We start from the raw sequence: 22,675 nt of genomic DNA on the forward strand, positions 1-22,675 counted from the left end.
GCATGTTGCGTTTGCCCCATTCTTTTTTTAATTCAGTTGAGTTAAATAAATTCTAGCACATCCCTTCTTCATCGTCTATTTATTTCAGTTGAGTTAAATAATATGATATTCTGTGTGTATGCCAAAAATCGTGGACCATGAGAAGATGAAGAATATTATCGCTGAAGCTACTTGGAAAATCATTAGTGAGAAAGGCATTCATCATGCAACGTCAAGAACGATTGCGAAGGAGGCCGGATTATCACAAGGCGCTTTAAGACATTACTTTTCAAAACAAGAGAGTCTATTAGCGTTTGCAATTGAGTTAGTTAAGGAAAAGGTACTTACTCGAATAAAAAATCTGAATGCAAGAGAACTGGCGCCTCAAGAAAGAATTGTTGAATACTTGCTCGAACTAGTCCCGACGGATGAACAAACATTATTGGAAATGGAGGTTTGGTTTGCATTTGTAAGCTATGGAAAAACGCAAAAAGGGTTCGACGCCAATTATGAGGACCTGCAAAACGCAATCAAGAACTGCATCATGTACTTGAAAAATGAAGGTCTTCTGCGTACAACCGATGAAGAGAAGGAACAAGAAAAACTGTATGCCTTTATGAATGGGATGGCTCTCAATTTGTATCTAGAGCCGGATAAGATAAATAGAACACGAAGCAAAGAAATGATACAAGACTATATCAATTGGATTATACGTTAAAGGAAAACTTGATGCATAGATCAGGGAGCTAAGCCAGCTGACCCGCGCCTAGCAAAATACACAAGAAAGTCCGGTGGCTACCGGGGAAAAATAAAGACTAAAGAGCCCACGTTTTGTGTGGGCTTCTTTGTGCTTCCATTATATCCATGTAGCATTTTAGATGCTTACATTTCCGACCTCTGTAACGTTCAGATTCAGCCTATGTTTTCGGCATACTTCGTAAAAATCTTCTGAAACAATGGGTTTGAAGATATTGATATAATCCAGCATGAAAAATTCATGCTCGCCAATTCGCTCTTTATGAAGGCAGATTTGAGATACAACTTTGACGATCTTACGTGGAGGCTGTTGTACAGATGCAGCAATGACCGCTTTGCGCCCATATTCCGAACGTTCATAATCGAAAACATCCAAACGATCGAGCTGATGTGCAGTCCAATAGGTTATTTCAACCGCACGACCGTCGTGGTAACAGACCGTTGTCGGAATAAACTGTATATTTGTTTTCGTTTCCTCCAACAGCGTTTTAAAACGATCTGATACGTGTCTCGTTCCTGTGATCGTCTCAAAATAATCTACGTTCAGGTTGCGTACCGTAGACAGTAGCTCAACCTCTGCCGTTGTCCCCTCAGGCAACGGATTCTCTATCGCCAAATAATTAATATCTAATTGGGGAGTGAAAGTTGTTCCGCCACTAATAAACCCTCTACGTGGATATTGAGATTCCAGAAAATAATAGTTCAAAAGAATGATGTCTCCTTTCCAAATAAAGTTCCTTTCAATCAATTATACAGGTTAAGCGGCCCCTCCAATTACTCCGCGGTTTTAAGCAAGTTATCCACAATAAAATCAAGCTGTTTGTCTAACGAATAAATATCGTTGTAGAAAAATAAACCAAAGCTCATATCAATCAGACGTCCTTCTTTGACTGCGGGGATGTTATTCCAAATTGAATTGTCTGACAGATCAACCATTCCTTCAAAGGAAGAACGGAATATATAATCACCCACATATTCAGGTAATACTTCATAAGAAACGTCCTTGCTTGTAGCATCGTTTCTTGCATTTTCAATTTCACGTTGCAAGACTTCAGGTGCTTTCATCCCTAAATATTGATAAATAATCTGCGACCCCCGGCCATAACCCAAGCCTGTCATTACAGCCATGGAACCTTTGTTACTTTCCATTATTGTGACGGTTTTATCCAAAATACCTGCTTGTTCAAGTTTTTCCTTGCTTTGCTCAACCTTTTTGTGAAGGTTATCTAACATTTCCTGAGCTTGTCCCTCTTTACCCAGAATTTCACCAAGCAAATTCATACGTTCTTCTACTGGCAAGTCATAAGGAATATATACTGTAGGGGCAATCATTTTAAGTCCTTCATAGATTTCTTCATTGGTAACAATAATGAGATCGGGATTAAGCGCAGTTACTGCTTCCGGGTCCGGCTTAAATGCTCCTAATGAAGTGCCACCTTCCAGTTCGCTCGCAAAAGCCGCTCCTTCTTCTATAGAAGAAATCCCCACAGGATTTACGCCTAAAGCAAGCAAATCACCCATTAGATACAGGACAACCACTCGTTGTGGATTAACCGGTACTTCAATATCACCTTTTATGGTGGTTACGGTCTTCATTTGAGATTGTGTATCTGTATTGTTAGCGTTGTTGGCCGATACCTGATTCGTTGGCTTCTGAGAACCTTCATTGGCTGCCGGACTTCCTGCCCCACCAGTTGAACAAGCACTAAGCAATAGGCTTAAACAAAGTAATAATGTGATAGCCAAGGGTGTCTTTCTACTTCTGTACATCAATAATTCCTCCTCAAATATATGCTGATTATGATAATCATTATCAATATATAAGGAAGTTAGATCCTGTACAATGCCTAATCGTGCCACAGTCGATGGTACATTAGGACTTTCATGCTGCTTACGATAACGAATAGGTGCAATCCCCATATATTTTTTAAATATTTTAGCAAGATAATAACCATCCGGATAACCAACAGCCTTGGCAATTTCCTGTAAAGTAGCATCTGTAGCAAGCAGCAGTTCCTTCGCTTTGTTCATCCGGATTTGAATGACAAAATCAATCGGACTATAACCAGTCTGGCGTTTGAATAGCCTTGATAAATGACGTGGACTGCTGTCCATAAGCTCTGCTAACAAGTCCATTGTAATGGGTTCAGCATAGTGTTCCTGCATATAATATTTCATTTGGGCAACCAGGTCTGGCTTTATTGTTGGCACGCGCCCATTGTGGATTTGCCATAACAACTCGTATACAAATTGATAAAATAATGACTTTACATGGAACTGTTCCAGTGCCTCATGCTCTTCCCAAGCTGTCATCATGTACTGTACTTTGCCTAACAAGGAAACAGGCTGATCAGGTGCAAAGCCGTATTGAAGCTTGAAGGGATTACGGTGCTCCATCAAGGCCAGAATATCCTGACGTTCAGGCAGCGGGATGATGGCTTTGTAATAAATCATATAATATTCAAGGAACTCTTCAACAGGCAAAATGTTCAGGCAACAGCCCTTCCCACCATGCAAAACATGGAATCGTGAGACCTGATGATCTTTTCCATCCAACCGTATAACAGCATTGCCACGCACCATGTATAAGAAACAGCTCGCAGGGAATCGGTAGGAGTGAAGTACCTCCTTCCTTTGCATAGTTATATGGCGAATATCCATTATTTTAATAGATGCCTTGTTCCATAATAAAAGATGTTCATTGAAATGTAAGATGGCTTCCCAGCTCCTTAAAATCATTGGTCATATATAGTCAATAGAGAGTCAACTTGCATGCAAAATAGGGGCCGGATCACCCACTAACGTGAGTACCCGACCCCTTACTTTGATATACATATGAATATACAGACCTTAATCAACACTTTAACAGATCGAAAAGAAACAGTCTATATTTTTGGGAAAATACTCTATATATTTAGGTTGCTGGCCGGCAAAATACAGTTGAAACGGAGCTTAAGTCGATGATGTCCAACAACCATCTTACTCGTGAAGAATTACAGGATTATGTGCAACATGTATTTGGTGCCAGTTACCTCATAACGCAGAGCGCAAGAATACATGGAGGCGCACAAAAAGTCATTTACAAAATTGACTGCACGAATGGTTTCACTTGTATGCTGTACGTTTGGGATATTTCCAGCAACTATTTTCAGGAAGAGATCTTGAATGAACCCACTTTCCACAGTTCCTATGGCAGCGAACTTTTCTCTTTGAATACTCGCTTTCTCGCTCAACATGGAATTCGAACACCAATCTTGTATGATCTAAATAACGATAGAGACCAGCGCTCTTATGATTTTGCTCTTGTTGAGTATGTGGATGGACAGAAAGCCGAAGCCTATTTCCAGCATAAAAATCACAAAGATCGGGATGAGTTGTTTCAACGGATCAGGGATATGTTGTCTAATATGCATGGAATCCAAAGAAACGTTTATGGAAACGCCAACGATAACAGCAAAAAGGCTGGGCCTTGCTACCAAGTTCAGCGGTTAGATGCCGAAACAGCCTTATCCTATGCATCCAAACACATGACAGATATAAGGAAAAATGACGAAAGGTTGCTTGAGAAACTTTACGAATTGGAAGCAGCAATTCAACCTAGGGATCTCTATAGTTTCATTCATGGAGAGTTAGGTCCGGATCATATATGGATAGATCATGCTATGCAACCATGCCTTATTGATATTGAGGGCGCAGGATTCTTCGATCTCGAACATGAGCATAGCTTTCTGGAGTTTCGATTTGGAGACTTTTATCATTACGTAAAAAATAACGATCTCGACCCGGAGCGGATGACATTTTATCGATTTTGCCATCACTTGTCCTTGATATCAGGAGGATTGAAACTGCTTCATAGACAATTCCCCGATCAGCAATTCGCTAGGGGGCTCGCGGAGTATCATGCCAGATGTGCAGTTCAGATGCTTTCATGAATATGGATATAAGCCTGGAAGGAGATTTGAGCATGGAGTTTATTCACGAAGATGAAAAACTTGCAGTGAGCGTTATTCAAGCCATTCACACTGGAGATATTCCAACGTTAGAGCAACTGCTGGCAGAGAATCCGGGATTGGCAAACATAAGAATATTGGAAAGAAAGCCTGACAACGTAGATACAGACTCCAGTATCTCTCGAACGCTGCTACACGTGGTGACGGATTGGCCGGGGCACTTCCCTAATGGAGCGGATACCGTGCAAGTATTGACCAAGTTCGGTGCGGAAGTGAACGCTCCTTTTGTCGGTCCAAATATTGAAACACCTTTGCATTGGGCTGCAAGCTCCAATGACGTTCAAGTGCTCGATGCCCTTCTTGATGCTGGCGCAGACATTGAAACGCCTGGCGCGGTGATCGCCGGTGGCACGCCGCTGGACGATGCTATTGCTTTTGCACAATGGAATGCAGCATGGCGCTTGGTTGAGCGCGGTGCGATCTTTGCCCTTTGGCATGCCGCCGCCCTTGGAGATATTCACGCCATACAAGAACATTTTAAAGGAGCCAAACTCCCGGAACGTTATCCTTGGGGAACAACCACCTCCCCTTCTCCGCCCGATGCAGTAACCGTTGCCTTCTGGTGTGCTTGCCATGGAGGTCAAAGAGAAACAGCCGAATACCTGCTTGACCAAGGCGCCGAACTGAACTGGATAGCCAGCTGGGATGGAATGACTCCACTGGACACAGCAAAACGTAATTTTTCAGCTGAACTGATCCCGTGGCTTGAAAGTCAAGGTGCTAAATCCGCTAACGAGATTCACACAGGTAGATGAAAAGCTAGCATGGAATTGCCATTCGCCAGTGGCTGCGAATACAGTTATGAGGAGAATCCGGTGGCCACTGGGGAAGTATAGAAGACTCCAACAAATATCCACAACGAAAAGGACATCGCCACTTGAGCGATGTCCTTTTCGTTGTGGAGTGACCCTAGAACCGTGAGAGGCGGCAAGGGTCTAATTCATTTCTTGATTTGCCATCAATAATTTCACTTGCAGCCAGATTCGCAATCAGCGGCGCCAGCGTAATTGCAGAATGCATTACCGTCAGATAAAGTCCATTCATGTGATCATGGAAGCCCACAATCGGATAACCGTCTTCAGGCATGGGTCTCCATCCAACCTTTATGCTCTCCAGTTCCAGTTGATTTCCGTGCTTGAGACTGCGACGCAATGTGTCGTAAGCTCGCTTACCGACCGCCTGTGGTCCGTTTTCCTCCGACTCGTCGATATAATCTTCCGCAGCCAGCAGCGTATAATCTGTCAGTTGACGCGCTTCAAATTGCGCATTGGAGATTAATGTGTGTATCCGTTTATTAGCAGTTTTCATCCGAATCAGAATTGAAGGTGACGAAGTTACCGGCACGTGACAACCTAACGGGTTACAAAGTTCGGGTGTACCTGTTCCTGCGGCCAATACCACAACATCCGACTCCACAAAACCCTTGGATGTATGAACACCAACCAGACGGGGACCCGCTTGCTTCAGCTGTGTAACGTTGGTGTCGAACTGAATCTTTGCTCCGTACTCTTGCGCTTTGCTCAACAACAGCTCGGTTACCGCTATAGGGTCCACCGCACCTTCTTCGCTGACAAACATGGCTTCATCCGGATATTCCTTCAGATTGGGCTCCAATGCCTCAAGCTGCTCCCGGGTTAATTTTTGAAAGTGTTGCTCCCTTAGAGGCGGGGTGTCCCAAGTTAGCGCACCATGCCAATGAATTTTCAGTTCGGACAACTCTTGCTGAAGTGTGTGATATTCTTCCACAGCTGCATCGTACAAATGCCAGTATTCAAGAGCCACTCTATGCGTCGTATGTATCCAGGCAAATGATTTTTCTGTGACTTCACGCGCCGCGGCTGAGTGCCGTTCAATAACCGTTACATCTTGATTTCGTTTGGCTAGATGATAGGCCATACACGCCCCAACAATCCCTGCACCAATGATCACAATTTTTTGTTTATTCAAAACTAACTCTCCCTTGTCACCCTATCCCCCCAAGGAATCGATTTTCCGTGGTTCGGATGGGTGTGCTCCTTTTTCGTCTTCTTCGTTATACAGCTTCTCCATATGCTGCATATGGCCGGCTCCCCAGTCGCTCATTGTCTGGAGCACAGGTTTCATAAGCTGTCCGTACTCCGTAATCGAGTATTCGACCTTAGGCGGAATTTGGGCATATACTTCGCGATGCACAATATCGTGATACTCCAGTTCTTTTAACTGCTGGGTAAGCATTTTTTTTGAAATATCCGGAATGGCTTTTTGTAATTCGCTGAACCGCATTGTACCGTTGCTCAGCAGTCGTAGAAGAATCAAAGATTTCCATTTACCCGTGAGGATATCCAAGGCCGTTCCGAATTTGCAATATACCGTCATTCTTATTCCTCACTTTCTGACCATACCCGGGTATACTTTTGGTTACCTGGTTAGGTTTAAGTGCCTACTTCCAGATTGGGCCTTCTCACTTTAGTATAGAGGCAGATATTAAAATCGAGCAAGTGAGGGGATAAGAAAAGATGAATGTAACGTTATGGATCGTACAACTTATATTGGCGCTAGGTTTCATATATTCAGGATGGATGAAAACCATTCGTATCGAGTCGTCAAAAAAGACCTGGGCCTGGGTCAATGATGTGCCAAAAAGTCTAGTTATTTTGATCGGTATCGCGGAGCTACTCGGAGTGCTGGGCCTTGTTTTGCCTTGGGCACTGAACATCACTCCGGTGCTTACGCCGATCGCCGCAATCGCTTTGGCTGTTGTTACACTGCTTGGAATGCTGTTTCATATTCGGCGTAAAGAGTACCGGGAGCTCGGCGTAAATATCTTTTTTATAGTTCTTGCGTTGATCGTAGCCTTTGGAAGACTATAAAGGAAACGGGGAACGTTCTGGAAAGTGACAAAAAGCCACTAATATTATTATATAATAACCTCACCACATAAAAGGCTGGCTTCAACAGCTCATGGAAGGAAGACAACTCTCTATTGAAAGCAACCTTGAATGTACAAGAACACATACTCATCTGGAATTGTGCATCGCTCAAAATCATGGATGTACGACATATTGTCATACAGGCCGACGAGTGCGTACGTCCTTACCTGTTCCCTGCCAGCGCCTTTTTGTACGTAACGAATGGCAATGCAACCGTGATCTTAGACGGAAATGAGCATGCTACCAAACCATTTTATATGCTTCATGGGGGCAAAAACACCCGTCTGGACATCATCCTAACGGACGAATCCTTTCATTATTACCTGATTTTCTATAAAGCCTCCTTACCGCTGCCTGGCAAGCAGCATACACTTCAACAACCGGATCAACCATTGCCATTCCATCTCCAGTACGGTTTTATTCCATATCATCCTGCCATCCTCTACGAAATCACTGAGCGAATGCTGGGCGAGTGGAATAAACCGGGACGCTTGGAGCGACTCCATACCAAAACACTATTCTATCAATTTGTATATGAATTGCTCAGACAAATGGATCAACAGCAGGTAAGCATTGTTAGGCCTAACCTTGCTTCTCAGCTTATTCGCTATATGCAGGAGCACTACGCCAAGCCGCTGACGCGGGAAACCCTCGCTCATACATTCCATTACAGCGTCCCTTATCTGTCCAAGTACTTCCGACGTGAAACTGACGCAAGTCTAATCGATTACTTAATCGGTATTAGGATGAACAAAGCAGTAACGCTGCTGCAAAAGACCGAGTTATCTCTGCAAGAAGTCGCTGCAAGCGTCGGATATGCTGATGTATCCTATTTTATAAGAATGTTCAAAAAACATACGGGAGTCACACCAAAGCAATTCAAGGATGAGTCCGGACAAGTGACAAAAGGTTCTTATCGTCCTATCCTTAGGCTTCGATCATCCATTGCTCCGCGTAAACTCCGTCGTTATATTGATATCAGAGATGATAATCATTATCAACATAGCGAAAAAGGAGATTTACGGATGTATAGAAGCAAACTACCTGTAGGAATTACCCTACTGTTGTGCCTAACTCTATTGGTTAGCGCATGTTCCAGGCCAGCAAACACGAATGGAAGCACTGGCAGTACGCAAAGTCCAATTGTAGGTGCAGAGAGTAATATCAGTAACACCACAAACGGAAGCTCGGAGATGATACCCTATTCTGCGGTTAACGGTGAAGTACAAATCCCCAAAAAACCTCAAAGGGTAGTAATGGTTGCAGGAGCCTTTACCGGTCATTTGCTAGCTCTTGGCCTTAAGCCTGTTGGAACTGGTGATGAGTCCTTTAACAGTTATACAGAAGGAAAGCTCGATGACGTTGTCAACATCGGTAACGATGTACCCTACGAGAAAATCATGGAGTTGCAGCCGGATTTAATTGTCGTTTGGAATGACCCTGAAACGATCGAAAAGCTGTCCAAAATTGCGCCGACCGTCGCTGTTGAATATGGAATACCTCTAAGGGAGCAATTGATGGATTTTGGCAAGATGACTGGTAGAGAAGAGCAAGCGAAGGCCTGGATCGCAGAGTGGGATGCTAAGATCGCTGAATATAAACCACTCGTGGAGCAAGCGGTAGGTGATCGCACGGTTTCGATTTTTGATACGGGAAGTGCCAAAGAATTTTATGCCTACGGGAGCTTTGGTAGAGGTGGAGATATTATTTATGGCGAGTTCGGCCTGAAGGCACCGCCGATGATCCAGAAGGAAGCCATCGATAGCGGTAAAGGTTGGGCCAAGTTATCACTTGAATTGTTACCACAATATGCAGGAGATTATATCTTTGTAAGTGGATGGACAGGTGATGAGAGTGGAGATTCCGTTTTTGAAGGTCCTATCTGGGATAACCTCCCTGCTGTCCAGAATAATCACGTTTATCGCGAGGAAAGCCGTGGCTTCGTGTTTAGTGACCCAATTTCGTTGGAAGCCCAACTTAAATTTGTCGTAGACAGCCTAACCAAAACAGAGTGAAATTGAGTAGGCCACGGTATGTACGAGGCGAGGAGCAATCCTCGTCTTTTTATGTTTTTGTATAGTCCTTATCTTTCATTTGAAGAGAGTTTGAAAACAAAAGCACACACATAAACAGGGACCTCTCACCATGTTGGCAAGAGTCCCTGTCTTTAAACTTGTTATATAGCCCATTTTCCGTTAAGTGATGGTAAGGCCGCCACTTGCATATCCCGCTACCGTTGTAGCCACATCAATTCCGGCTGTTACTGATGCTGAGAACACCATAAGCAGGCGGTCACCGGCAGATACCGGAATACTCAGTCCTGTAGTCACCCCGCTGGATATTGTACCCAGTGCCAAAATGCCGGTCAGTGGAGGAGCTAAAGTTACCAATGCACCCGGTACAGCTGTAAAGGAGTTATTAGGTGTAGTGGATCGGAATAATTGTGCAGTTAAGGTTACTGTAGATCCAACCAAACTAAGTCCGGCTGTTGTGCTGAAATAAGCGGCCAGTGAAGTAATCGTTCCTGCACGCGATGCTGAGAAAGCAAAGTTAAGCAATGTGCCTGCAGCGCCTGTGAGATCAATAATTCCTCCGTTAACACTTACTCCGGTAGAACTGTTGCCAAAACCAACTAAACTGGAAGTATTCAAAAGTCCACCCAAAACTGTAGTCAACACAACGGGAAGTCCTGATGCATAAGGAATAATTGTTCCAGAACCACTCGCACCCGTAGCCCCGGTTGTACCGGTTGTACCTGTTGCTCCGGTTACTCCCGTTGTACCTGATGCGCCTGTTGCTCCCGTTACTCCGGTTGTACCTGCTGTGCCTGTTGCTCCGGTTACTCCCGTTGTACCTGGTACGCCTGTTTCTCCTGTTGCTCCTGTTGTACCTGCTGTGCCTGTCGCTCCTGTTACACCCGTTGTACCTGCTGTGCCTGTCGCTCCCGTTACACCCGTTGTACCTGCTGTGCCTGTCGCTCCTGTTACTCCGGTTGTACCTGATGCGCCTGTCGCTCCTGTTACACCCGTTGTACCTGCTGTGCCTGTCGCTCCTGTTACTCCGGTTGTACCTGCTGTGCCTGTCGCTCCTGTTACACCCGTTGTACCTGCTGTGCCTGTCGCTCCCGTTACTCCCGTTGTACCTGCTGTGCCTGTCGCTCCTGTTACTCCGGTTGTACCTGCCGTGCCTGTTGCTCCTGTTACACCCGTTGTACCTGCTGTGCCTGTCGCTCCTGTTACTCCGGTTGTACCTGCTGTGCCTGTCGCTCCCGTTACTCCCGTTGTACCTGCTGTGCCTGTCGCTCCCGTTACTCCGGTTGTACCTGCTGTGCCTGTCGCTCCGGTTACACCTGTTGTACCTGCCGTGCCTGTTGCTCCGGTTACTCCCGTTGTACCTGCTGTGCCTGTTGCTCCGGTTACTCCCGTTGTACCTGCTGTGCCTGTTGCTCCGGTTACTCCCGTTGTACCTGCTGTGCCTGTTGCTCCGGTTACTCCCGTTGTACCTGCTGTGCCTGTTGCTCCGGTTACTCCCGTTGTACCTGCTGTGCCTGTTGCTCCGGTTACTCCCGTTGTACCTGCTGTGCCTTGTGCTCCTGTTGCACCTGTCACTCCAGCTGTCCCTGGTGTGCCTGTCGCCCCCGTAGCCCCAGTTGCGCCTGTAGCTCCGTTGATGCTTGGGGTTTCACCCAGCAATTCGGAAGAAACCAAACGATGGGCTGTTACCAATGCGCCTGTGCTGCTCTTACCCCATACGGATACTTGCACAGGATCATTAACCGTCGCTGTTGTTGTAAAAGTAAACTCGAAGGCATCTAAATTGGCAAAATAGTTGTTGGTTACTATTTGATTAGGTGCGATGTCAAAAGACTCACTGACATACAGAACCCTCATTCCACCACTCATGTAATACCCTTGTATTTGTATGGTTGAGGTACTCACATCACTACGGTTATCAATTTTGACTGTAACTGTCTGAGTCGGCCTTACACCGCTAACAGCATTATTTTCTATTGGCCCTGTTGATAAAAAGCTCATCGCTACATCTCCTCTTTTGGGGATTTCTGATCTCCTAGATGTCATTAACTGTTTTTTCGTGCTCCACCACCCGGTGTGCATCTACCAATTGCCCAGAGGCTTGTTTGCCCCACACTGAAATCCCTACTTCCTCCACACCTTCCACGTCTGTTCCAAAAACAAACTCAAAAGCAGCTAAATCTGCAAAATAAGTTCTGGTCACTGCTTCATTAGGAGCAATACTGATTACTTCACTCACATACAGCGTTCTTGTTGTGCTTAGCACATACCCCTGAATGGATACTGTTACAGAGTCCACCTCAGCCCGACTTACCAATCTAATCGTTACCTGTTGGGTCGGTCTAACCCCGGAAACCGGATTGTTTTCAATCGGCCCAGTTGACAAAATAGCCATTTTTCCCATCCCACCTTTATGAACCTCTGACTCTAGCAGTATTTGGCATAAGCTCACTAGATAGTAATATTCAAACACTCAATCAACGGTGTGGACAAAACACAGGGGGCACCCCACCATTATCACTTAACAACCTTCTACGCTCAGGGCTTTAGCTATACAAAAACTGGAATATGTACAACAAAGAGAAGAAATTATGCAATGTCAAAGTTGGTCAGCAAGTAAGAGTAGACTTTGTTATATAACCAGGATCGATTCCAGAAAAAAACGAAAATGACCGTTCCCCCGTTAGATTCCAGGGAAACGGTCACAGCTTAAGACGTCTTTTTCTCGTATCTAATTGTTGGCCGGGTAAAGCTATGCTTGAAAGTGTAGTTTTATAGAATACGAGATAGTATTTTTACCATCAAGCCCAATGTTAAACACATAGAATAATCACTTTCTTCATCCTCTACTAATAAAATAGAAAAAGATTGTATTATCTTAAAATTGTGATATGATATCGTCAAGTTAATAAACATTTAAAAGAAAATATGAAAGATAATTACATTTAAATGTGACCAAACCTCTTTCTTCGCCAAATTTCAGTGTTCTAACCCATTTTATTGAAAGCGATTACAAAAAGAAACCTGACAGATTATAGCTTTTCTAATCGCACCCACAGATGCAGGCTTACTTCGGGTTATAGCCACTCCCCTTGCTGCCGTGACCACATACCCGGTGCACAGGTTGTCTGGCTTAAACCATATATGACAACATGAAGACTTAACCTAACAGCCAACCTAACCATTATTTCAAGAAGGGGGTGACATGAGGAAAATCTTTTCGTTTTTTCGACATTTCATCATCTCAGTTATTCTGAATTTCAGCTCACCAACTAATCCAATCTCATGGAGGCGAAACGTATGATTCGTAAACCGCTAGTTTTGTTGTTGTCGTGTCTGCTAATCTTTGTCACCCTGCCCGTTGAATCGAGCCATGCAGCCAATGCAGCCGTTGCCAAACTTCCTGGAAACTCTAATCCCCTCATCGATCATAAACTGGGAGCTGATCCTTATGTGCTCGTCCATAACAATCGGGTCTATGTCTACATGACAGGTGATGCATATCTGTACAACAGTGACGGCTCTGTCCGAGAGAACCAGTACAGCACGATTGGGAAAATTAACGTCATCTCCTCAGCTGACATGGTGAACTGGACAGACCATGGTTCCATCCCTGTAGCAGGTGCGAATAATGCCAATAATGGACAAGGAATTGCCAAATGGGCTACTCAGTCCTGGGCTCCTGCCATGGCGAAGAAAACCATTGCTGGCAAAGAAAAGTTTTTCCTGTACTTTGCCAACTCGGGTGGAGGTATTGGCGTACTCACGGCTGATTCCCCCATTGGACCGTGGTCCGATCCAATTGGTCGTGCCCTCCTGACTCACGGTACACCGGGTATGTCTGGCGTAACCTGGCTCTTTGATCCGGCTGTACTTGTCGATGATGATGGCTCTGCTTACTTGTATGCTGGAGGCGGCATCCCGAACGATACCAATGCTGCTTCCATTGCCAATCCCAAAACAGCTCGGGTCATTCGTCTCGGTGCCGACATGACCAGTGTGGTGGGCAGTGCTGTGACTATTGATTCTCCTTATATGTTCGAAGATTCTGGCATCCACAAGTATAACGGCAAATATTATTACTCCTACTGCATCAACTTCGCGGGAACACACCCCACTGCATATCCGAAAGGTGAGATCGGATACATGGTCAGCGACAGCCCGATGGGGCCTTTCACGTATAAAGGACACTTTCTGAAAAATCCCGGCACGTTCTTCGGTGTAGGCGGCAATAACCACCATGCCGTTTTCCAATTCAACAACGAATGGTATGTGGCGTACCATGCGCAAACGGTAAGCAAGGCATTCCTCGGTGATGGTAAAGGGTACCGTTCCACACATATCAACAAACTGACACATAATGCGGATGGAACAATCCAGGAAGTTCAGGGGAATATGACAGGTGTACCTCAGACCACTAACCTCAACCCGTATGTCCGCGTGGAAGCCGAAACCATTGGCTGGCAAGCAGGAATTAACACTGAACCGAGTCAAGCGAGCGGTGGACCTGTAGCCAATCAGAATGTCACTAATATTCATAACGGGGATTGGATCGCGGTCGGCAATGTTGATTTCGGCTCAGCTGGAGCCTCCAAGTTCAAGGCCAATGTCGCTTCTACCGGAAATGGCAACATCGAGGTACGACTGGACAGTCCGACAGGTCCTCTGGCTGGAACACTTAATGTAAGCTCAACCGGCGGTTCGCAAACTTGGCGCGAGATGGAGACGAATGTAACCAACGCAACGGGTGTACATCGTTTGTATCTGGTGTTTACAGGCTCAGGCAATGGAAATCTGTTCAAACTGGACTACTGGCAATTCACATCCGGTTCGGGCGGCAACCCTAACCCAAATCCTAATCCTAATCCAAACGTTACCCGTTACGAAGCCGAGAATATGACGCTTGGCGGCCAATACGCTGGCGTAATCAGTTCCCCTTTTAATGGAGTCGCTCTTTACGGGAACAATGATTATGCAGCATACAATCAATATTTTGCATTCCCAACCCATCAATTCTCTGTTCGCGGCGCTTCCAACAACAATAATACAGCTCGTGTTGATCTGGTCATCGGGGGTGTAACCGCTGGTTCTTTCTACTTCACGGGAACGGAGCCGACCGTTCAAACCCTCACCGGCATCACTCACGCTACAGGCAATCAGGAAATCAAGCTGGTCGTAACAACGGATAATGGCACTTGGGATGCTTACATTGATTATCTGGAGTACTCGCTTTAATTCATAGGACATGATCGATTGGGAGGATAGAATATGTGGAAAAAAATCAGTGCTCTTCTACTCGCTCTTCCTTTGCTTATAACATCATTCCCTTGGACAAGTCCCGCTGCTTCAGCCGCAACGTTCAGCAATCCGGTTATTTACGCGGATGTTCCTGACAGTGACGTCATTCGGGTGGGCAATGCATTTTATATGACAAGCACAACGATGCATATGAATCCGGGAGTCCCGGTCATGAAGTCTTATGATCTGGTCAACTGGAGCATCGTAAACTATGTATACGATACGCTTGGAAACGGGGATATACAGAACCTGAACAATGGACAAAACGAGTATGGGCGTGGTTCCTGGGCGAGCAGTTTGCGGTACAACAACGGTATATATTATGTGGCCTTTGGCTCGCTTTCCACGGGCAAGACGTATATTTACCAAACCAGCAATATTGAAACAGGGCCATGGACACCTTACACATTGAACAGTTATTACCATGACCCCTCCCTTTTGTTTGACGGGAATCGAACCTTTCTTGTTCATGGCAGTGATAACATCAGTATCGTTGAGCTGACACCTGATGCCAAGGCCGTTAAATCCGGCGGGCTCAATCAGGTCCTGATTCCAAACGCAAGCAGTGTTGCCGGCTCCAACATGATTGTAAAGGCAGAAGGAGCACACATTCAGAAGATCAATGGCATGTACTATGTATTCCTGATTGCATGGCCTTCGGGTGATGGTCGCATCCAGCTTGCCTATCGTGCAAACACATTGACTGGTCCATACACAGGTAAAGTTGTACTCAGAGACTCGGGAATCGCCCAAGGAGGCATCGTGGATACCGCATCCGGCGCTTGGTACGGCTTGCTGTTTCGTGATAGCGGGGCCATTGGACGCATCCCCTATCTCGTTCCAGTGACGTGGTCGGATAACTGGCCTGTGTTTGGGGTGAACGGCAAGGTTCCCCTTACCATGAATATGCCCGTTGAAGGTCAGCCTGCTGCCAAAATCTACGGGTCGGATGAGTTCAACGCAACCACATCAGGCACACCCTCAGTAACGCAACTGATAGTGAACGGCGGCTTTGAGGAAAGCAGCATTCAGCCCTGGTCCAGCAACAATACGGCAACCATCAACTTAACGAATGCCGAAGCGTTCAGCGGTACAAAAAGCCTGCTCGTCAGCGGCAGACAGCAGACAGCAGGCGGAGCCAAACAGATGGTTACAGGCAAGCTGGTATCGGGAGGAACGTACTCTTTTTCGGCAAAGATCAAATACACTACTGGTCCTGCAACCAAAACGTTCAATCTTAGCATCCAGAACGGTGCAAGTTATACCGGAATTACCATTATGGGCAGTGCGACGTTAACCCGCGGACAGTGGGGTACCATTCAAGGTACGTATACCGTTCCGTCGAATGCAGACCTGTCCCAAAGCTTTATTTTTGTGGAAACACCGTATAACTCGAATCCGGACCCGACCAATGATCTGATGGCGTTTTATGTGGATGACGTCTCCCTGACGAGCAATTCATCTTCCGGTACATCCAGTCTCGCTACTTTCTGGCAGTGGAATCATAACCCTGATGCTGCCAACTGGTCCCTGCTCCAGCGGCCCGGTTTCATGCGGTTAACCGCAGGCAAACTCAGCAAAAACCTGTTAGAAGCCCGCAACACGCTGACACAACGAACCTTTGGTCCAAAAAGCACAGGGATGACCGCTTTGGATACAGCCGGCATGAAGGATGGTGATTATGCTGGACTCGCTGCTTTTCAGGCGAAATATGGTTTTGTCGGCGTAAAAATGACGGGCAGCACCAAATCCATCGTTATGGCTAATGCCAGTTCCGGCACCATGACTGAAGTAGCAACTGTGCCATTAAACCAGAACAGAATCTATCTACGCGTCATCTGTGATTTTACGAACCAAACCGACAAAGCCTACTTTGCTTATAGCCTGAATGGTAGCAACTGGACAACCATTGGCAATACACTTCAAATGTCTTACACCCTGCCACACTTTATGGGATACCGGTTTGCACTATTCAATTATGCAACGAAGTCTACCGGAGGATATGCAGATTTCGATTATTTCCGCGTAGAATAAATGTAGTTTTATTCGGTTACTAATGTTTCGTTTATTGACCAGGACCTGGAACTCCACCATGTGTGAGCCAGGTCCTTTTCAGTACATTTCTTATGAAGAGTTTCAGCTTTTAACTTTTAAAAATCCCGGAACAAGTGTTAATTCAACAATTGCGCGAGCTGGAGCGGGACGGCCTTGTCACCAGACATGTCTACCAACAGATGCCTCCCAAAGTAGAATATGGACTTACAGAATATGGCGTTACCGCCAACACCATCGTGGATGTCATGTGTGCTTGGGGGAGGGACAATATTGCTCTCAGGCAACAACGGGGCGAAGATATCGTATTATTGGAGAACAACGATTCCGAATCTTGATTTCACAGTTGCACATTCCCCATACATTATGTAGGACATATGTCTCTTTTTCCACGAAAACGATTAAAAAACCTTTATATTCCAGACAAAATGATCGATATACAAAATGGGGCACCTGAATATCCCGTGTTGAGCATTGGATTCACATCTCACAAAAGCAACACGGGAAACAAAATGATACATACGGTAGCGAGTAAGAGAAGAAGAGAAGCTCTGTCTGGTGAGATGGCAAGGGCTAACAAAGGAGTAGTCATATGAAGGTACGAACGAGTCAAAGAGGAAAAACACGCAACATCTACATGAACTTGCTGTTATCTGTTCTGTTGTTGATTAGCAGCATCCCGCTGTGGCCGGTCTCAAAAGTGAACGCCGCAGATGAGGAACATCATCTGTTATCCCTGAACCGGCCTGTGTACAGTTCCTCATCTCTGGGCGGCAATACGGCAGATCTGGTGGTTGACGGCAACAAAAACAGCCGCTGGGAAAGTATATGGCAGCAAGATCCGCAGTGGATCTATGTTGACTTAGGCACGGTGGCCTCCATCTCGGGCATCTCCATCCAGTGGGAAAATGCGTATGCTTCCGCCTTTGATCTGGAAGTATCCAACGACGAGGTCAACTGGCAGTCTGTTTACTCGACAACGAAGGGGCAAGGCGACCTGACAGAAATTGAGGTCACAGCGGAGGCACGATATGTGCGCTTGTTCAGTCATCAAAGAGCACAGCCAGCCTATGGCGTCTCTGTATACGAATTCAATGTATATGGGACGGGCGGAGCAAATCCACCTCCCAAACCATTAGCAATGAACCTTGCACTAGGACAACCGGTTACAGCGTCTTCGGAAGAAATTGATGAGCCCAGCCGTTCAGCCGAGGATAAAGCCAAAATGGAAAAAGGGAATTACGAAGCACGGAATGTAACGGATGGCCGTCCGGATACACGCTGGTCTTCCATCTACAAGGATCAGGAATGGATTGTTGTAGACCTTGGACTAATCCGGGAAATCGGGAACGTATCCCTACAATGGGAAAACGCTTTTGGACGTGCATACGATATTCAAGTATCAAATGATGCAGACCAGTGGACTACATTATACCGGGAACTGCACAGCGACGGTGGACGGGATGAGATTCCGGTATACGCCGAAGCACGGTATGTGAAATTAGCCGGACTTGGCAGAGGAACAACCAACGGATACTCCCTGTACGCATTCGACGTCTACGAGTATATCGAAGGCGATGCCAAACCTGTGCATACAATTCCGAATATCCCTGAACCGTCCTCGGTAAAGGTGGGTTCCGGCAGTTACGCTGTAAATGACATCACCATGCTGCAGCCGAAAAACCCGAAAAATCGCACGGCTGACATCACAGCGCCCCTCCCTTCCAATGACTGGTGGCAGTCTATTCTTGTATCCGATCTGGGGGATGGCAACAGTCTGGTCACACTCCCGCTTAAAAGCAGATATACCAAACAAGGACTTCAACTTCTGAATCCCGGAGCTGGTTACGTTTCGGCTGATGGCGGTTCTATGGACGCTGACGGTGAACCGGATCTGATCATGAGCACCAGCAATATGAACCCGGCGCAGGTAAATACCAAGGTGGCGGGATATGGGGATTATTCCGCAACGATCATCATGAGCGATGATGACACAGCCAAAATGAATACCACGTTTGTCAAAGGTTCCCCTTTCCTGTACAACACCTTCGATAACCCGGATACCATTATTGTTCGTTCTCCCAACATCACACGTCTCTTCGATGATCAGAACCGTGAAATTGTTCTGAATGATGGAGAATCGCTGACGGCCGATCATATCGGTGTTGAAGTAACCAATCAGGACAGAGCGCCCACGCCTCAGACCTTTACAAGAAACTACGGGATCTTTGCACCTGAAGGAACCGTATTTATGAAACTTGGCAATACGCTCAAAATCAAGCTGGGCCAGAGCGAAAACTATCTGTCACTGGCTACCCTGCCGTCCGCGGCAGAACTGTCTTATTATTACCGGCATGCCTACGCCTTTGTAACCGATACAACAGTGGACTACAATTATAATGAGAGCACTTCACTGGTAACGACTACCTTCAACTCGGTAACCCGGACGAAGCGGGCAGGCTTTTCCTCCGAGACACTGATGGCCTTGTTGCCGCACCAATGGAAACTAGCGACTACTCCGGTTACGGAGCTTGCTTACCCTTCCATTCGCGGCATGATGAAAGTAAGTGAAGGCAATACGTTTACGACACAAGATCGATTCTATGGAATTATTCCGCAATTTGTGGAGCCAGATGATCCAACCTACTCGCGTGCACAATTAATCAGCTATCTGGATCAGCTTGACGCGGATACGGCAGGCAATCTGATGAGCGAGGATCCTTACTGGCAAGGGAAAAAGCTTCATCCGCTTGCGCTGGGTGTGCTCATCAGCGACCAGATAGGAGATACGGTACGACGAGACAACTATCTGTCCCTGCTTCGAACCATTTTGACAGATTGGTATACCTATTCGCCGGACGAACCTTTGCACTCGTATTATTTTTATTATTCGGATGAATGGGGAACCATCTTCCCTTACGGTAGCGGATTTGGTGTTAATACCGGATTGACAGATCATCATTTCACCTACGGTTATTACGTTTTTGCATCGGCTGTACTGGCCACATATGACAAAACATTCTTGCAAGATTACGGCGACATGGTTGAGCTTCTGATTCGGGACTATGCCAATCCTTCACGGACAGATGATCAGTTTCCATGGCTTCGCAATTTTGATCCGTACGCTGGTCACTCCTGGGCAGGTGGTTACGCCGATAATCGCAGCGGGAATAACCAGGAGGCCGCAGGAGAAGCGCTCTTTAGTTGGGTCGGCCAATATATGTGGGGTGAGGTGACAGGCAACAAAGCCTATCGCGACACCGGGATCTGGGGCTTCATGACCGAAGAGAAAGCTGCTGAGCAATACTGGTTTAACTATGACGGGGATAACTGGCTGGAGGATTACCAACACGCTACGGTAGGTCATGTGTACGGCAGCGCCTACCTGTATGGAACGTACTTCTCTAATGAGGCGGAGCATATTTACGGTATTCACTGGCTGCCGCCAGCGGAATGGATGACCTATTATGGACGTGATCCGCAGAATACTAAGGCTCTCTACAATGGTCTCATTAAGGACCTGGGTGGTCAGCAGGAGCGCACATGGCAGCATATTATCTGGCCATTCCAGTCCATTGGAGACCCGCAAGGTGCTCTAGCCAAATGGAATACGAGCGAGATGCAGCAAAATGAAGTCTTTAACGCGTACTGGTTCATGCACAGCATGGCTTCTACGGGAACACGCACGATGGATATATGGGCAGATGATCCGGCAGCAACCGTGTATGAAAAAGACGGCGTCTATACAGCTCAAATCTGGAATCCGTCCGACACTGTCAAAACCGTTCATTTCTACAATGCCCATGGCGCTTTGGGTTCGGCTACCGTGTATGCCAAAGCGCAAGTAAAGGTTAACCCGCTGGAACATTCCGTCGTTAAACAGCCGGATGCCTCTCAGGGTGTAGTCTATCTCGATCGGAGCCAATGGACCATTACGACATCCTCCAGTTCGGAGCCGGTAGAGCGCATGGTGGACGGTGATCTGACTACACGCTGGTCATCCGGACAGATTCAGAAGCCCGGCGATTGGCTGCATATCGATCTGGGTAGCGAACAGACTATGGATACGGTATTCATGAACTCCGGCAACAACGGCGGTGATTATGCTCACGGGTACGAAATCTACGTATCCAAAGATAACGAGAACTGGAGCGAGCCTATCGCAGAGGGAGCAGGAACATCTCCAAGTCTGTCCGTTGATTTGGGCATGCAAACCGCCCGTTATGTCAAAATTGTATTGACTTCCTCTGCAGACAGCTGGTGGTCGATCTCTGAACTCAAGCTTGCCCGATTTGGCAAGCTTGAAGCAACACCAGAGCTCCCACAGCCCGTACCGCCTCCAGATCGCTCTTCATGGATCGTAACCGCCTCCTCTACTCAAGGAGCAGATGTTACAGCCAACATGCTGGACGGAAGTTCAGATACACTATGGACAAACGGTAGGAAGCAAACCAAAGGACAATGGATTACCATTGACCTCGGCCAGAAGAGTTTTTTCGATGCCATAGAATTGGACCCGGGCCATGCGAAAGAAGACTATCCGAGACAGTATCGGATTTATGTCTCGGATGACGGTGAACACTGGGGCACATCCATTGCGGGCGGCGAAGGCACGCCTGGACGCATGTCCATCACTTTCCCTGAACAGCAAGCACGTTATGTGAAAATGGTGCAGATCGGGGATTCCGATCAATGGTGGACGATCTCCGAGTTGTCTGTTCATCATAATGGAACGGGCAAACAAAAGAGGCTGCTGCCAGATGGCTGGTCCGTGACAGCTTCCTTCGGAGACGATGCAGTGGCTATACTCGACGGCTCGGACCAAACACGCTGGACCTCCGGTCAGACTCAAACAGGCGGCGAATGGATTCAGCTTGATCTGGGAGCCTCGCAGCCAGTGAATCGGATTGTACTGGACAGCGCGCACAGCCGGGAAGACTTTGCTCGCGGTTATGAAATATATACTTCTCTGGATGGAGAGCATTGGGGAAAATCCTTGGCTTCGGGTGAAGGATCAGATGCGCTACTTTCTATCGCTTTTACACCGCATGAGGCACGTTATATTAAGGTCGTACAGACGGGTACCGATTCTCATTGGTGGTCCGTGGCTGAATTAGAGGTCTATACCGCTGATCAGACACCTTGGATATCCGGGGAACAGGATCATCTGCTACCTGCTGAACTGGATCGAACATCATGGACAGCGACTGCCTCCACCTCTGAAGATGTTGCGGCGATGCTCGACGACGATCTGAATTCACGCTGGACCTCTTCATCTGGTCAACATGCCAATCAATGGGTCCAGATTGATCTGGGAAGCAAGCAGAGCTTCAGCCGCTTGACAATGGACTCAGGCAGCAGCAGCAACGATTATGCTCGCAACTTCCAGTTTTTCACTTCTGATGATGGCGAACGTTGGGAAGGGGTTACGGAAGCACTGGGAACAGGACCTGTCATCTCACATACGTTCTCCAGACAAACGGCGCGATACATCAAAATTGCATTGACCGCGGACACTCCCGAGTGGTGGTGGTCCATCGCCGAGTTAAAACTTTACCATTAATGTCATCATGATCTCTCCAACCATCTCTCTCCCGTCCTTGCGGGGCAGAGGTGGTTTTTCTTGATAAGGATGAAG

15 protein-coding genes are annotated in these 22,675 nt (G+C 46.6%); 9 read left to right on the top strand and 6 right to left on the bottom strand.

What is annotated here, in order from left to right; all coding sequences use genetic code 11:
* Positions 1-145: 145 nt before the first annotated feature.
* Complete coding sequence (locus NSQ20_RS23245; protein WP_305955673.1) at positions 146-697, top strand: TetR/AcrR family transcriptional regulator; 552 nt, start codon at positions 146-148, stop codon at positions 695-697.
* Between the two features lie 156 nt (positions 698-853).
* Here NSQ20_RS23245 and NSQ20_RS23250 read toward each other — a convergent pair whose 3' ends face one another.
* Both NSQ20_RS23250 and NSQ20_RS23255 read right to left on the bottom strand, forming a co-directional pair.
* Positions 854-1,441, bottom strand: coding sequence for a DUF1629 domain-containing protein (locus NSQ20_RS23250; RefSeq protein ID WP_340030970.1), 588 nt, complete (start codon positions 1,439-1,441; stop codon positions 854-856).
* 68 nt (positions 1,442-1,509) lie between these two features.
* Positions 1,510-3,318, bottom strand: a complete 1,809-nt coding sequence (locus NSQ20_RS23255) for an AraC family transcriptional regulator (protein ID WP_340030971.1) — start codon at positions 3,316-3,318, stop codon at positions 1,510-1,512.
* Positions 3,319-3,695: 377 nt separating this feature from the next.
* On the opposite strand from NSQ20_RS23255, the gene NSQ20_RS23260 reads away from it, so the two are divergent.
* On the top strand, positions 3,696-4,667 hold the full coding sequence (locus NSQ20_RS23260; protein WP_340030972.1) for a phosphotransferase: 972 nt from the start codon (positions 3,696-3,698) through the stop codon (positions 4,665-4,667).
* Between the two features lie 65 nt (positions 4,668-4,732).
* Positions 4,733-5,500: an ankyrin repeat domain-containing protein gene (locus NSQ20_RS23265; RefSeq protein WP_340030973.1), complete on the top strand. Its 768-nt coding sequence runs from the start codon at positions 4,733-4,735 to the stop codon at positions 5,498-5,500.
* Positions 5,501-5,654: 154 nt separating this feature from the next.
* Here the strand turns inward: NSQ20_RS23265 and NSQ20_RS23270 are convergent, their stop codons facing one another.
* Together NSQ20_RS23270 and NSQ20_RS23275 are read right to left on the bottom strand one after the other, a co-directional pair.
* The gene (locus tag NSQ20_RS23270) at positions 5,655-6,692 is read right to left on the bottom strand and encodes an FAD-dependent oxidoreductase (RefSeq protein WP_076328162.1); all 1,038 of its coding nucleotides are present in this window, start codon (positions 6,690-6,692) and stop codon (positions 5,655-5,657) included.
* 21 nt (positions 6,693-6,713) lie between these two features.
* On the bottom strand, positions 6,714-7,100 hold the full coding sequence (locus NSQ20_RS23275; protein ID WP_076328163.1) for a helix-turn-helix domain-containing protein: 387 nt from the start codon (positions 7,098-7,100) through the stop codon (positions 6,714-6,716).
* A 140-nt stretch (positions 7,101-7,240) separates the two neighbouring features.
* Here NSQ20_RS23275 and NSQ20_RS23280 point away from each other — a divergent pair, with 140 nt between their 5' ends.
* Positions 7,241-7,594, top strand: coding sequence for a DoxX family protein (locus tag NSQ20_RS23280; RefSeq protein WP_076328164.1), 354 nt, complete (start codon positions 7,241-7,243; stop codon positions 7,592-7,594).
* Positions 7,595-7,707: 113 nt separating this feature from the next.
* A complete protein-coding gene (locus tag NSQ20_RS23285; protein ID WP_340030974.1) occupies positions 7,708-9,669 on the top strand; it encodes an AraC family transcriptional regulator in 1,962 nt (653 codons plus the stop codon).
* A gap of 180 nt (positions 9,670-9,849) precedes the next feature.
* Here the strand turns inward: NSQ20_RS23285 and NSQ20_RS23290 are convergent, their stop codons facing one another.
* Positions 9,850-11,688, bottom strand: coding sequence for an exosporium glycoprotein BclB-related protein (locus NSQ20_RS23290; RefSeq protein ID WP_340030975.1), 1,839 nt, complete (start codon positions 11,686-11,688; stop codon positions 9,850-9,852).
* Positions 11,689-11,722: 34 nt separating this feature from the next.
* Positions 11,723-12,082, bottom strand: a complete 360-nt coding sequence (locus NSQ20_RS23295; protein ID WP_036617491.1) for a hypothetical protein — start codon at positions 12,080-12,082, stop codon at positions 11,723-11,725.
* Positions 12,083-12,987: 905 nt separating this feature from the next.
* Here NSQ20_RS23295 and NSQ20_RS23300 point away from each other — a divergent pair.
* The 4 genes from NSQ20_RS23300 (at position 12,988) to NSQ20_RS23315 (ending at position 22,600) form a co-directional block, all read left to right on the top strand.
* Entirely contained in the window at positions 12,988-14,922 is a 1,935-nt protein-coding gene (locus NSQ20_RS23300; protein WP_340030977.1) for a carbohydrate-binding protein, read from the top strand.
* 33 nt (positions 14,923-14,955) lie between these two features.
* Positions 14,956-17,019, top strand: coding sequence for a family 43 glycosylhydrolase (locus tag NSQ20_RS23305; protein ID WP_340030978.1), 2,064 nt, complete (start codon positions 14,956-14,958; stop codon positions 17,017-17,019).
* A gap of 122 nt (positions 17,020-17,141) precedes the next feature.
* The gene (locus NSQ20_RS23310) at positions 17,142-17,375 is read left to right on the top strand and encodes a helix-turn-helix domain-containing protein (RefSeq protein WP_338708986.1); all 234 of its coding nucleotides are present in this window, start codon (positions 17,142-17,144) and stop codon (positions 17,373-17,375) included.
* A gap of 254 nt (positions 17,376-17,629) precedes the next feature.
* Positions 17,630-22,600 (top strand): discoidin domain-containing protein, encoded by a 4,971-nt coding sequence (locus NSQ20_RS23315; RefSeq protein WP_340030979.1) that lies wholly within the window; start codon positions 17,630-17,632, stop codon positions 22,598-22,600.
* Positions 22,601-22,675: the final 75 nt, after the last annotated feature.

Origin of the sequence: Paenibacillus sp. FSL K6-1122 (genome assembly GCF_037977015.1) — a bacterium.
In the GTDB taxonomy this organism is placed as follows: Bacteria; Bacillota; Bacilli; order Paenibacillales; family Paenibacillaceae; genus Paenibacillus; species Paenibacillus amylolyticus.